The sequence below is a fragment of the Paeniglutamicibacter gangotriensis Lz1y genome, from assembly GCF_000348945.1.
Taxonomy (GTDB): domain Bacteria; phylum Actinomycetota; class Actinomycetes; order Actinomycetales; family Micrococcaceae; genus Paeniglutamicibacter; species Paeniglutamicibacter gangotriensis.
In genome coordinates this window covers 361,574-374,810 of sequence record NZ_AOCK01000003.1, presented here as the reverse complement: position 1 = coordinate 374,810, position 13,237 = coordinate 361,574, and the positions used below count along the sequence as shown (strand labels likewise).

At 64.1% G+C, this 13,237-nt stretch carries 13 protein-coding genes; 5 read left to right on the top strand and 8 right to left on the bottom strand.

Going from position 1 to position 13,237, the window contains the following annotated elements:
* Positions 1-87: 87 nt before the first annotated feature.
* The gene (locus tag ADIAG_RS06900; protein ID WP_007270617.1) at positions 88-525 is read right to left on the bottom strand and encodes a MarR family winged helix-turn-helix transcriptional regulator; all 438 of its coding nucleotides are present in this window, start codon (positions 523-525) and stop codon (positions 88-90) included.
* 93 nt (positions 526-618) lie between these two features.
* On the opposite strand from ADIAG_RS06900, the gene ADIAG_RS06895 reads away from it, so the two are divergent.
* Positions 619-2,067 carry an MFS transporter gene (locus ADIAG_RS06895; protein WP_007270616.1) on the top strand — a complete coding sequence of 483 codons (1,449 nt, stop codon included), beginning with the start codon at positions 619-621 and terminating at the stop codon, positions 2,065-2,067.
* A gap of 87 nt (positions 2,068-2,154) precedes the next feature.
* Here the strand turns inward: ADIAG_RS06895 and trhA are convergent, their stop codons facing one another.
* Positions 2,155-2,835 (bottom strand): PAQR family membrane homeostasis protein TrhA, encoded by a 681-nt coding sequence (trhA, locus tag ADIAG_RS06890; protein WP_007270615.1) that lies wholly within the window; start codon positions 2,833-2,835, stop codon positions 2,155-2,157.
* 216 nt (positions 2,836-3,051) lie between these two features.
* Here trhA and ADIAG_RS06885 point away from each other — a divergent pair, with 216 nt between their 5' ends.
* Positions 3,052-3,813, top strand: coding sequence for an isoprenyl transferase (locus ADIAG_RS06885; RefSeq protein ID WP_007270614.1), 762 nt, complete (start codon positions 3,052-3,054; stop codon positions 3,811-3,813).
* A 181-nt stretch (positions 3,814-3,994) separates the two neighbouring features.
* Positions 3,995-5,362 carry a PhoH family protein gene (locus ADIAG_RS06880; protein WP_007270613.1) on the top strand — a complete coding sequence of 456 codons (1,368 nt, stop codon included), beginning with the start codon at positions 3,995-3,997 and terminating at the stop codon, positions 5,360-5,362.
* A gap of 33 nt (positions 5,363-5,395) precedes the next feature.
* Here the strand turns inward: ADIAG_RS06880 and ADIAG_RS06875 are convergent, their stop codons facing one another.
* Positions 5,396-6,259 carry a hypothetical protein gene (locus ADIAG_RS06875; RefSeq protein ID WP_007270612.1) on the bottom strand — a complete coding sequence of 288 codons (864 nt, stop codon included), beginning with the start codon at positions 6,257-6,259 and terminating at the stop codon, positions 5,396-5,398.
* A gap of 83 nt (positions 6,260-6,342) precedes the next feature.
* Between ADIAG_RS06875 and ADIAG_RS06870 the strand changes: the two genes are divergently transcribed.
* Together ADIAG_RS06870 and ADIAG_RS06865 are read left to right on the top strand one after the other, a co-directional pair.
* Positions 6,343-6,861, top strand: a complete 519-nt coding sequence (locus tag ADIAG_RS06870) for a prepilin peptidase (protein WP_007270611.1) — start codon at positions 6,343-6,345, stop codon at positions 6,859-6,861.
* A gap of 37 nt (positions 6,862-6,898) precedes the next feature.
* Positions 6,899-7,369, top strand: coding sequence for an NUDIX hydrolase (locus tag ADIAG_RS06865; protein WP_007270610.1), 471 nt, complete (start codon positions 6,899-6,901; stop codon positions 7,367-7,369).
* 135 nt (positions 7,370-7,504) lie between these two features.
* On the opposite strand, the gene ADIAG_RS06860 is transcribed toward ADIAG_RS06865, so the two are convergent.
* From ADIAG_RS06860 to ADIAG_RS06840, 5 genes are all read right to left on the bottom strand, one after another.
* Positions 7,505-9,187: an MDR family MFS transporter gene (locus ADIAG_RS06860; protein ID WP_007270609.1), complete on the bottom strand. Its 1,683-nt coding sequence runs from the start codon at positions 9,185-9,187 to the stop codon at positions 7,505-7,507.
* 56 nt (positions 9,188-9,243) lie between these two features.
* Entirely contained in the window at positions 9,244-9,918 is a 675-nt protein-coding gene (locus ADIAG_RS06855) for a TetR/AcrR family transcriptional regulator (protein WP_007270608.1), read from the bottom strand.
* 175 nt (positions 9,919-10,093) lie between these two features.
* Positions 10,094-11,506 (bottom strand): class II fumarate hydratase, encoded by a 1,413-nt coding sequence (locus ADIAG_RS06850; RefSeq protein WP_007270607.1) that lies wholly within the window; start codon positions 11,504-11,506, stop codon positions 10,094-10,096.
* Between the two features lie 166 nt (positions 11,507-11,672).
* Positions 11,673-12,311, bottom strand: a complete 639-nt coding sequence (locus ADIAG_RS06845) for a carbonic anhydrase (RefSeq protein WP_149619193.1) — start codon at positions 12,309-12,311, stop codon at positions 11,673-11,675.
* Positions 12,312-12,499: 188 nt separating this feature from the next.
* Positions 12,500-13,132: a DUF4245 domain-containing protein gene (locus ADIAG_RS06840; protein ID WP_161623945.1), complete on the bottom strand. Its 633-nt coding sequence runs from the start codon at positions 13,130-13,132 to the stop codon at positions 12,500-12,502.
* Positions 13,133-13,237: the final 105 nt, after the last annotated feature.

The window sequence follows — 13,237 nt, the reverse complement described above, 5'->3', positions numbered from 1 at the left end:
CCTGGCACCGTGAACCTGTGGATGGCAGGGCCACGGTCCCGGCATCCGGTGGGGTTTGCCCAGGGGCTGCTGGCGATATCCCCAGTCTTAGGTGTCCTTTGAATCCCGGTATTCTTCGATCGAGACATTAAACTTGTGCATCAATTCCGCGAACTTATCGACGTCCGCATCGGGCCAGTCGGCCAGAATACGGTCAAGAGCGCTCACCGAGTGGTCGCGCACCTCCCTGAACAGGGTGTCGCCCGTGGAGGTGAGGGAGAATTTACGTGCGACGCTGCCGGCCGGATCGAGGATTCGCTCCAGAAGTCCCTCACGAACCGCTACTGTCGTTTGGCGCTGCACGGTGGAGACATCGAGGCGGAAGGCCTCGCTCAGCTCGCCGATAGACATGGGTCCTTGCCCGTCGATGCGGCTCATCAGCAGGTAGACGCTGCGGTCCAGCCCATCTCCATTTCGGTGCTGGGCGATCGTGTAGCGGCTGAGTAGCATCTGCTCGTATTCAATATCTGCTATGCGGCGTTCCACTGTTATCTCCCTCACTGAATCTCGTCCCATCATACAGCCGATGTGTACTATGAACATTCTATGTATCTTGCATGTTTCATCTGAAAGGCCCTCGTGTCTAAACCAACCTCGGCCGGTACCCCCGGCTCAGGACTCGCCGTTGCCGTGCTGGCCTCGGCGGGCATCGCCGCATCGATCACCCAGACCATGGTCACGCCGCTGATTCCGCAGCTTCCCACCATCTTCAACACCTCGGCCTCGAACACCGCCTGGGTCATCACGGCTACGCTGCTGGCCGCCGCCGTGGCGGTACCGATTTCGGGCCGCTTGGGCGACCTCTTCGGCAAGCGTCGCATGATCATTGTCTTGGCAGTGCCACTGATCCTTGGCGCCATCGTGTGTGCCATCGCTCCCACCGTGGAAGTGATGATCCTCGGACGCGCCATGCAGGGGCTGGGCTCGGGAATGGTGCCCCTGGGCATCGCGATGCTGCGTGACCTGGTCCCGAAGGAGCGGCTCTCCTCCGCGATTGCCACGGTCAGTGCCACCCTCGGTGTCGGCGGCGCGATCGGCATGCCGGTCGCAGCTGCGGTTGTTGACTTTGCGAACTGGCGCGCGTTGTTCTTCGGCAGCGCCGTCGTCTCCTTGCTCGTCGTGTTGGCCATCTTCAAGTTCATCCCGGCGCTGCCCGCCGGTGCAGCAGGACAGCGCTTCGACTGGTTGGGAGCCATCGGGCTGACCATCGGACTGATCTCCTTGATCCTGGCCGCGTCCCAGGGCTCCACGTGGGGATGGGCGTCGCCGGTCATTCTGGGCCTGTTCGGCATCGCGGCTCTCTCGCTGTTGCTGTGGGGTATTTGGGAAACGCGGACCAAGGATCCGCTGGTCGACCTGCGCACCGCGGTCATCCCCCGAGTGTTGCTGACGAATATCGCCTCGATTTTTGTGGGCTTCGGAATGTACGCGAGCATGCTGGTCATGCCGCAAATCCTGCAGCTCCCCAGCCAGACCGGCTACGGCCTGGGTCAAACGATCCTCGCCGCCGGCCTCTGGATGGCCCCGGCCGGACTGATGATGCTCTTGCTCGCACCCGTGGGCGGCAGGCTCAGTGACGCACGCGGTCCGAAGTTCACCCTGGTGCTCGGTGTATCGATCCTTGCGCTGGGCTATGGGGTGGGCCTGCTGGGCATGGGCAGCACCTGGGGCCTGCTGGCCACCAGCATCGTCGTCAACAGCGGAGTGGCCCTTGCCTACGGCGCCATGCCGGCCATCATCATGGGTGCGGTACCGCGCAGCGAGACAGCTGCAGCCAACGGCTTCAATACCTTGATGCGTTCACTGGGCACCACCAGTGGCGCCGCTGTCGTCGGCCTCGTGCTGGCGCAAATGACGATTGACTTCGGCGGGGTGGCGGTCCCCTCGGAATCCGGATTCCGGGTGACGTTGATTCTCGGTGCCGGCATCTCCGTTGTTGCCGCGATTCTGGCCGCCTGCATCCCCGCAGCGGCCAAGCGGATGCCCCTCGAGATCGATGAGAAGCAGGAGCCCGCACTGCTCAGGTAGGCCACGGTGCTACCAGCCGTCTTCCCGGTGGGCGGTGGGGGGGCCTTCGTCATGAAGGCTCGCTACCGCTTCGTCGTGGCAAGTTGGTTAGATGGTGCCCAATACTGCGATGGTGATGGCGGTGAAGTGGCAGGCAAAACCAATCAAGGTCCCCAGGTGGAAGAGTTCGTGGAATCCTAAAATGCCCGGGATCGGGTTGGGGGCCTTGAACGCATAGAGTACCGCGCCGGCAATGTAGAAGGCGCCGCCCACACAGATGAGGGTCGCGGCGGCGATATTGGCTGCGAAGAACTCACCGATGAACAGCATCGACCCCAAGCCGAGCAAGACATACACCGGCGTGTACACCCAACGTGGCGCATCGGTAAAGAAAACGCGGAACGCGACCCCCGCCAAGGCCCCGATCCAGATGGCCGTCAACAGGATCGTCGCGGATTTCGCGGGCAGCAACGCCCAGGCCAGCGGCGTGTAGGATCCGGCGATCAGCAACATGATGTTGGTGTGGTCGATGCGCTTGAGCACCCGGGTGGTCATTGGGGACCAATTTCCGCGGTGGTAGAAGGCCGAGACCCCGAAGAGCAGCACACCGGTGAAAGCGAAGATGGCGCTGGTGATCTTGCCCGCCCCGGCCGGGGCGAGAACGATGAGTACGATGCCCGCGGCCAGTGCCAGCGGGGCCGTGACCGCGTGGATCCAACCGCGTAGCAGTGGCTTTTCCGGTGCGGCAGGAACCGGTGGGTCTTGGCGCGTTCCGCCGTGTTGGTTCATGACTCAAGCCTAATCTACCGATGCGTAACTTCAGGGATCGGGTGCGGCAGAAGGGCCCGAAGCCTCGTCATCGGAGTGCCTGCACGTGGCGCAACGCGCTGACCAATGCCCGCGTCATGGCGCGTACCGGCACCCGGCACCCGGTAGCGTTAAGCAAAACTGCGGTCCCCTGGACCGCAGGCATGATTAGATCCCATCCCGAGCAGGAGTATCGCCGTGGAACTACCGGCATTCGTCTACCGCTTCTATGAGCGGCAGCTTCGGCGTTTGCTGACCCCGGAAAAACTGCCTGCCCACATCGGGGTGTTGGTGGACGGGAACCGGCGCTGGGCCAAACTCTCCGGGCAGACCACCGCCAGTGGACACCAAGCGGGCGCGGACAAGATCCTGGAATTCCTGGGTTGGTGCCAGGAGCTGGACATCAACATGGTCACGCTCTACATGCTTTCCACCGATAATATGAACCGCTCCAGCGAGGAACTCGACGCCCTGATGGGCATCATCGCCAACACCTTGGACCGGCTGGGCGAGACCAAAACCGTCCGGGTGAAGCCGGTCGGCGCCTTGGACCTGCTGCCGGACTACCTCTCCGACAAGCTGCGCGAGCTAGAAGCATCTACCGCGCACGTCACCGGGATCCACGTGAACGTGGCCGTCGGCTACGGTGGACGCCAAGAAATCGTCGACGCGGTCAAGGCACTGCTGCTCCAGGGCGACGCCAACGGGCTGAGCGCCGCGCAGATCGCCGCCAAGCTGGATCCGGACCAGCTGGCCACACACCTGTACACCAAGGGACAACCCGATCCGGATTTGGTCATTCGTACCTCGGGGGAACAACGCCTCTCCGGGTTCCTGACCTGGCAGAGCGCCTATTCCGAGTTCTACTTCTGCGAGGCCCTGTGGCCGGACTTCCGGCGCGTGGATTTCTTGCGCGCGTTGCGTGACTTCGCCGATCGGCAACGCCGCTTCGGCTCTTGAGGCGCCCGCGCCCGGCACCTTCTGGACACCTCGGAGCCACAGAGCCTTATTCTCGTCTTCATCACGACTCGGCCCGAACCCTAGAATAGCGCGCTGAGAAGCGCGTATGTTGGTGAATAACGGGTGATGAGTCCGTCATCGCCCGCCGATTCGGGGAATATCTCCCCGCAAGGAGCGAGACTTGGCAGCGAATACGGAACACCCATCAACCTCACCCGCCGCGTCGGAAACGACAGCCACTGATACGGCGGCCGCGGAAGGCTCACGCACCTTCGTCCTGGACACCTCGGTGCTGATCGCCGATCCCCATGCGATGCTGCACTTTGCCGAACACCACGTGGTGCTGCCCCTGACGGTGATCACCGAACTGGAGCGTAAACGCAACGACCCGACCCTGGGGTTCTTTGCCCGCGAGGCCCTGCGGACCCTGGATAATCTGGGCAGCAAACAAGGCGGACTGGCCAATGACATGGTCGTGGGCAAGCAGGGCGGGACCCTACGCATCGAGCTGAACCACATTGCCTCCGAGGTGCTGCCCATCGGGTTCCGCAACGCGGATAACGACACCCGGATCCTGGCGGTGGCCAAATCGCTGCTGGACGAGGGCCTGGACGTGACCCTGGTGTCCAAGGACATGCCGATGCGCATCAAGGCCTCTGCCATGGGGCTCACCGCCGAGGAGTACCGCAACGAACTGATTGCCGATTCGGGCTGGACCGGCGTCCACGAAATGAATGTGGCCGAGGAGAACATGTCGGCCCTCTACGCCGAGGAATCTCTGGAACTTGAGGAAGCCGCCGACCAGCCGGTGAACACCGGGCTGATCCTGCATTCTCCGCGCGGCTCGGCCCTGGGCCGGGTGGATCGCAACCATCTGGTGCGCCTGGTGCGTGGGGACCGCGAAGCCTTCGGTCTGCGGGGGCGCTCGGCCGAACAACGCCTGGCCCTGGATATGCTGCTCGACAAGGAAATCGGGATCGTCTCGCTCGGTGGACGGGCCGGCACCGGTAAATCGGCCCTCGCCCTGTGCGCCGGGCTCGAAGCGGTGATGGAGCGCCGGGAACACCGCAAGATCATGGTCTTCCGTCCGCTGTACGCGGTTGGCGGGCAGGATCTGGGCTACCTCCCGGGGGCCGAGGCGGACAAGATGAATCCCTGGGCCCAGGCGGTGTTCGACACCCTGGGCTCGGTGGTTTCCAAGAACGCCATCGACGAGGTCATGAGCCGGGGCATGCTCGAGGTCCTGCCGCTGACCCACATCCGTGGCCGTTCGCTACACGACGCCTACGTGATCGTGGATGAAGCCCAGTCGCTGGAGCGCAACGTACTACTCACGGTGCTCTCGAGGATCGGGCAGAACTCCAAGGTGGTCCTCACCCACGATGTGGCCCAACGCGACAACCTGCGGGTGGGGCGACACGATGGGGTTGCGGCGGTGGTCGAACAGCTCAAGGGCCATCACCTCTTCGGGCATATCACCCTGACTCGCTCCGAGCGTTCGGAGATCGCCGCGTTGGTCACCGAGCTGCTCGAGGACCGCATCCACTAGGGGATCCCGCGGTACCGGGACGGGCCCATGGCTTCAGGCCGCGGGCCCATCCCGGTGCCGCGCCGCGTCGGGCGAATCCTCGGTGAGATCCGGGATCGGCCACAGCGGTGCCAGCCGCATATCGCTGAGCGAAGCCTGCGGCTGGGTGAACAATCCATCGATCATGTACTGGTCGGTCGCGGTGATGAGGATCCGGTGTTCCACCCCGGCCCCGGGCCCATCGAGTACCTGGCGCAGCACACAGATTCCGGTGGCCCGGTCCAAGCGGATCCGTGTCATCCCGGTGCCCAGCAACGGTGCCTCGGGAAGCAACGGGCTGTAGGAATGTCCCCGGGAAAGTACTGCTTCAAGGCATTCGCGGCCCGCCTCATCGATGATGACGCGCAACGAGCGAATGGTGCTTGGATGCGGGAACGCCATATCGGCCGGCCCCGGGGCAAAGCCCGCGACCTCGACCGGATCCAGGAACGCGCTCCACAGTCCCACCGGCATCAGCTCGTTGACATAGGCTGCCTCGGGGCGGCGGGAAACGAGTCCGTCATCTCCGTAGACCGGGGAGAGTAGTTGCGGGGGCAAGAGCCAGCTCTTGCGGGTGGCGGCCACGAACCGGCCATCGCGCGAATCGTTGATGTGCTCGGTGCGGAAGAGCACCGCACCTGCATCGTCCTCCACCCGGATCGCATCGGGGCGCCGGATCAGCACCGTGAGGTGCTTGGCGAGCCCCGGGGTGGCGAAGGCGAGCGTGCGTTGCTCGGCGTCGGTGGCTGCGATGGTGAACTGCACGGTATCCCATAACCAGGGCGAGGACCGGGCCAGCCTGCGGAAATGCCCCATGAGTTCCTTGCCGGGGGCGTGCTCCGGATCCGGAAAGACTCCTGTGCCATCAAGCTGTGCCATGCCTTCAGTGTAACGAGGTGCAGCCGCCGGGGGTTTGCGTGCCATCGCTGACACCCGTGCCGGCACCGCGTATGGTGTGGCCCATGCCGCACCTACTGATGCATTGGTTCACCGCCGGGTCGATCCCGACCCTGGTGGCAGCCGTGCTGGCGGCAGCGGCAGTGCTGTTGTTCCTGGCTAACGCGGTTCTGTTGAGTATCATCGATTTTCGTTCGCACCTGCTGCCCAACCGTATTCTGGGCCCATGGTTCATCAGTGCGGCGGTGCTGCTGGGGGCCGCCGCGGTACTGGCCGGGGAACCAATGATGCTGTTGCGGATGGTGCTGGGAGCGGTGATCCTCTTCACCGGCTACCTGCTGCTGCACCTGGCGGTTCCCGCAGGCATGGGCCTGGGAGACGTGAAACTGGCCGCGGTGCTGGGCCTGTATTTGGGCTTTGTGTCCTACCCTCACTTGTTCTGGGCTACGGCGTTGGCCTTCATGATCGGTGCCGTGTTTGCGTTGGTGCTGATACTGGCACGGCGGGCTTCGGCGCGCACCGCGGTCGCCTTTGGCCCGTTCATGCTCGCGGGTGCGGCCATCGCCCTGGGTATGGCAGGCTAGGCACCACTGCAGCTCCAGAAGAAAGGCCTCAGCGCCCATGCCAACACCCGAATTCATCGTAGAGATGCGCGAAAAGATTGGCCATGACCCGTTGTGGCTGCCCGGGGTCAAGGTCGTGGTGATCCACCGCAACCGGGTGTTGCTGGTGCGCCGGGCCGACAACGGGCGCTGGACGCTGCCTGCCGGCATCCTGGAGCCCGGGGAGGAACCGGCCATTGCCGCGGTACGCGAGGTGCTGGAGGAAACGGCAGTGCGTTGCACCATCACCCGGCTGGTCGGGGTGGCAACCACTGACGAGGCGCTTTACCCCAACGGGGACCGGGCGCAGTACCTGGACATCATCATGGCCGCGGAATATCTCAGTGGGGACGCGAAGGTCAACGACGATGAGAACCTCGAGGTTGCCTGGTTCCCGGTGGATGCGACCCCGGCGCTGCCGCCCAAGCACCAGCGCGCCATCGACTGGACGCGCGGGCCCCGAAACGAGGGGCACTTCCTCACCGAGTAGCACGCGGTGGGCCGGCACCCGAGACCTGATACCCGATTACCTGAGCGCAAAAAAGTGCCGGTTTCCCCCTTATCTCGCATCTGCGAAAAAGGGGGAAACCGGCATTGCTAGGCCACGCTGGCTGTTGCCCTGGGTCTAGGCGACCGGTTCACGGTCCTTGTCCTCGGCCCCCGGGGCGTCCGTGGCCGCGGAGGCGGCCGGCGAAAGGCCGCGGGCCGCGTCTTCGAGCGTCTTGGCTTCGTCCCCGCCGATGGCCTCGCCGCGTGCGACCATGCCTGCGGTGTCCGAGAGCTTGACCTGCTTGAGGAAGAGCGCCAGCACGAAGGAGATCAGGATGAACGGGATCAGGTACCAGAACACCGGTGCCAGTGAATCGGCGTACGCCTCCACAATGCCCTCGCGCACCGCCTCGGGCAGCTGATCCATGGTCTGCGGGTCCAGGGTTGCGGTGGCGTTGCCCGCATCGCTGGCGTTGGCTCCTGCACCGGTGAAGACGTCGGTGAGCTTCTCGGAGAGCCGGTTGGTGAACATCGCCCCAAAGATCGCCACGCCCAACGAGGCCCCGACCTCGCGGAAGTAGTTGTTGGTGGAAGTCGCGGTGCCCACCATGGACGGATCGACGGCGTTCTGCACCACCAACACCACCACCTGCATGATCAGTCCCAGGCCTGCGCCGAAGACAAAGAGGAACACGCAGATCAGCCACAACGGCGTGGTGGCCGAGAGCGTGGTGAAGGCCAACATGGCCAATGCCGTGACCAGCGTGCCGGCGATCGGGAATCGGCGGTACGTGCCGGTCTTGGTGATCGCCAGGCCGGACCAGATGCTGGTGCCCATCAAACCGACCATCATCGGAAGCATCAGCAGCCCGGAGACCGCCGCAGAGGTGCCCGAGGACATCTGCAGGAAGGTGGGAACGAAGGCGATGGCCGCGAACATGCCCAGGCCCAGGGTGAAGCCGATGGCCGTGGCATTGACGAAGATCGGGTTCTTGAACAGTGCCAGCGGGATGATCGGGTCCTCGGCGCGGGCCTCGGCGATCACGAAGAGCACGATGGCAGCGAGCATGCCCACGCCCCAGGCCCAGGTCTCGGGGGCCGCCCAGCCGTGGTTCTTGTTCCCGCCGAAGTCGGTGAAGAAGATCAGACAGGTGGTGGCGATCGAGAGCAGCAGCACCCCGAGGATATCGATCTTCTTGGTGGCCCTCTTGCTCGGCAGCTTCAGTGCGAACCAGGCGATCAGGAAGGCACCGATGCCGATGGGGATGTTGATGTAGAACGCCCACTGCCAGGTCATGTGGTCGACGAAGAAGCCGCCCAGCAGTGGCCCCGCCACGGCCGAGAGGCCGAAGATGGCGCCCAGCGGGCCCATGTATTTGCCGCGCTCGGAAGCCGGGACGATGTCGGCGATGATGGCCTGGGAGAGGATCATCAGCCCGCCGCCGCCCAAGCCCTGCATCGCACGGAAGAAGACGAACATCCAGAAGGTGCCAGCGAAGGCTGCGCCCACGGAGGCCAGGGTGAACAGTGCGATGGCAATCAAAAAGAGGTTACGTCGGCCCAATACGTCGCCGAACTTGCCGTAGATCGGCATCACGATGGTGGTGGCCAGCAGGTAGGCGGTGGTGATCCAGGCCTGGTGCTCGACCCCGCCGAGCTGGCCCACGATGGTGGGCATCGCGGTGGAGACGATGGTCTGGTCCAGGGAGGACAGCATCATTCCGGCGATCAGCGCGGAGAAGATGATCCAGATGCGCCGCTGGGTCAGCAGCAGCGGAGCCGGATCCCCGGTGGTACGGGACGCGGTGGAGGTGGACATAAGCGTGGATCCTTGCGTGTGTGGCGGTCAGGGGTGGTGGCGTGCGGGGGCCGCCGTTAGGCGGTGTGCTCGGTGTCGTGGTGCAGGTCCTGGGCAAAGAGCTCCCGGGCCTGGGACATGACGTGCAGGAATTCCTCGGCCAGCGTGGGGCCCTCGGGAGATTCCAAATAGCGTTCGATGGCGCGGATCCCGGCGAATTGCAGGGTGTGCAGCAGCAGGGCGATGCCGCTGTGGTCCTGGGCCACGCCCTCGCGCTTGGCCACCATGGCGGTGAATTCGGCCTGGCGTTCCGGGCCGATCTTCATCATGCGTTCAAGCAGTTCAGGTTCCTTGTGCAGGATGCCGAAGAAACCGTGGGCGCCGCGGATCTCGGCATCATCCACGCTCAGCTGCTCCAGGACCAGGGTCACCAGATCTCCCAGCAAGGTGGGGGAGATTCCGGTGGTCCCGGCGGGCCGGGCTTCCATGAAGCGTTCTAGTGCACCAGCGGGCAACCCGTCGTCGGCATGGCCGAAGACCGCGTCGAGTTTGGTGGGGAAATAGTTGAAGAACGTGCGTCTAGAAATCCCCACCCGAGCACAGAGTTCCTCGACGGTGAACCCGGAAAAGCCGTGTTCGGCCGTCAACTCGCGCGCGTGCCGGGTCAGTGACAGCCGGGTTTTTTGCATGCGGGTGCCCAGCGTCTGCCGGGTTCCGGCGCAGCCCGAGCCATCTGTTGCACTATTTTCCATAAGTGCAGTTTTGCACTCTGACTCCCACAGTGCAACCTTTTGTGGTTAGGCTCACCGTGTTGTCTTCCGCGCGATCCAGAATCCCTGATTCCACGGCGCATAAAAGTGGCCCGTGGCCCGGAAGGAAACCCTCCGGGCCACGGGCCACCATGTGCTGCCGCGACCTCTTGGCGCCTTAGTGTTGCCCGGTCATCGTGGTGACATCGAGCAGCTCGTCAAGCTGGGCCTCGGTCAGCTCGCCGCGCTGAACAAAGCCCAGGGCCACCGTGGCCTCGCGCACCGTGAGCTGTTCCGCGATGGCCTTCTTGGCGATCTTCGCGGCGTTCTCGTAACCGATGAGCTTGTTCAATGGGGTGACGATCGAGGGGGAGGCCTCGGCCAGGAAGCGGGCGCGCTCAACGTTGGCGGTGATCCCGTCGACCATTTTCTCGGCCATGACCCGGCTGGTGTTTCCCAGCAGGCGGATGGACTCGAGCAGGTTCGAGGCCATCACCGGGATGCCCACGTTCAATTCGAACGCCCCGTTGGTCCCCGACCAAGCGATCGCGGTGTCGTTGCCGATCACCTGGGCCGCGACCATGATCGCGGCCTCGGAGATCACCGGGTTGACCTTGCCGGGCATAATCGAGGATCCCGGCTGCAGATCCGGGATGGAAATCTCTCCCAGGCCGGTATTGGGTCCCGAGCCCATCCACCGCAGGTCGTTGTTGATCTTCATCAGCGAGATCGCGATATTGCGCAGTTGGGCAGAGGCCTCGATGAGTCCGTCGCGGTTGGCTTGGGCCTCGAAGTGGTTGCGGGCCTCGGTCAGCGGTAGCTCGGTGTCGGCCGCGAGCAGTTCGATGACGCGTGCCGGGAAGCCCTCGGGGGTGTTGATGCCTGTGCCCACCGCCGTGCCGCCCAGCGGCACCTCGGCAACTCGTGGCAGCGAGGCCATGATCCGCTCGATGCCGTAGCGCATCTGGGCGGCGTAGCCGCCGAACTCCTGGCCCAGGGTCACCGGGGTGGCATCCATCAGGTGGGTGCGGCCCGACTTCACCACATCCTTGAACTCGGTGGACTTGGCCTCCAGCGAGACGGCCAGAACTTCGAGGCCCGGGATGACGTCCTGCAGTAGCCCTGCGGTCGCCGCGACGTGTACCGAGGTGGGGAACACGTCGTTGGAGGACTGGGACGCGTTGACGTGGTCGTTGGGGTGGACCACGGTGGTCGAGCCGGCATCCGTGAGCGCACGGGTGGCCAGCTCGGCCAGTACCTCGTTCATGTTCATATTGCTCGAGGTTCCCGAGCCGGTCTGGAAGATATCGATGGGGAACTGGTCATCGTGTGCGCCGGAGGCGACCAGCTCGGCCGCCGAGACGATGGCCGAGGAGCGTTCGGCGTCTAGGACGCCCAGCTGCTCGTTGGCGATGGCCGCGGCACGTTTGACCTGGGCCAGTGCCCGGATGTGTGCGGTCTCCAGCGTCTTGCCGGAGATGGGGAAATTCTCCACGGCGCGTTGGGTCTGCGCGCGGTACAGGGCTGCAGCCGGAACCCTGATCTCACCCATGGTGTCGTGTTCAATGCGGAAATCAGCAGAAGTGTCCATGTCACCCACGGTACGCCCGAAGCACCTGCTTCGGCAGTGGTGGCGGGCACACTTCGGCCCGTTGGCGAACACGGGAATAAATGACGTACAAGTTTGCCTCGCGCCCGGGGAAAACAAACGGCAGGACCCCGTCCGGGATCCTGCCTGTTCGAATGGGAGTAAGCGCCTAAAGCACGCCGAAACCCGAAACCATTTCCGCCTTGCCCTCGGCCAGGTGGTAGGTCACGCCGATGACCGCGGTGCGGCCCTCCTCGACGGCCTTGGAAATGATCGGGGAACGATCCACCAGTCGTTCGGTGGTCTGCTGCACGTGCTCGACCACGGTGCCATCGACATCCATGACGCCGTTGCGGCGTGCGGTGATCACCGAGGGGGTGATGCGCTCAACCAGATCGCGAATGAAGCCCGGGGGCATCTGGGCGCTTTCCACGGCCTCGATGGCAGCGGTGACAGCGCCGCAGGAGTCATGGCCCAACACCACGACCAGCGGCACATCAAGCAGGTCCACGGCATATTCCAAGGAGCCCAACGATGCGGGGTCGATGACATGCCCGGCGGTGCGCACCACAAAGACATCGCCCAGTCCGAGGTCGAAGATGATTTCCGCAGCGAGGCGGGAATCGGAGCAGCCGAAGATCACGGCGAATGGGTGCTGTTTATCGATGAGGAACTGGCGTCGCAAGGCGTCCTGGTTCGGGTGGTCTGTCTGACCCGCCACGAAACGGACATTGCCTTCACGCAATTTTCGCCAGGCTTGTGCGGGAGTCATGGGCACGTGGGGGACTGCAACCTCGGATTCACTCATGGTTTTCAGCATAGACGTCCGAGGTGCCACAACGTGCATGCCCGCACATCATCCAGTCATCTGCCCCGCCGGTGTGAAGCGGTCTACGGCGCGCCAGAGAGGCAGGGTGTGTCAAAGATCTCAAAGATCTCAAAGATCTCAACGGTCCTGGATCGGGAGCCTTTCCGTGGGGATCTGTCGGTGGGGTTTTAGCGCTGGGCCAACCGGGCGAGCTCATCGAGGGCTTCGATGCCGCTATCGCTGCTGAGTACCACGGTGGAGTCCCCCCGAGTGCCGATCAGGACCTGGTTCTTCTCCCGTTCGCGTAGTTCCCATGCGGTTCCATCGACCGAGTGGCTGCCGGCCGGGGCCGCGTTCTCGGTGACCGCGGCCAACCATGACGGGTTGGATTCCGCGCTTTGGCGGACATAGACGAACTTGTCGTCAGCCGTGACGACGCCGAATTCCCAGTATTTGATCCCGTCGACGTTCTTGGTGATCCAACGCGCGAAATTCACGTAGTCGCCTTCGGGCAGTTCAGGTGCCCAAGGGGTGAACTCGGCATCGGTAGCCGCCTGGGAAGCGACCTGGACCAGATCGACCGGGTCACGGTAAGTCTCGGCCTTGTTGGGTGGGTTGATCAGGATCACCGGCACGGCCACCGCCACGGTGAGCAGCACCGAGATGATCATGCCCTTGAGCGTTTGATTGGCGCGCTTGGCCTGGGAAGGGGTCAAGACCGGGGTGACTTGCTCTTCCGACACCTGACTGGAGTCGTTCAGGGGCTCGGCACTCTCGGCGGACAGCGGACTCCGATGAGAATCGGGGCTGCTGGCGGGCACGACGGGTCCTTCGGGGCGTTCATTCACCCCACCATTCTCGCCCATAGTCCGCGCAGAATCTAAACGGGCACCCTCACCGCCCGTGGCGCCGCCGGCTCGCGGGCG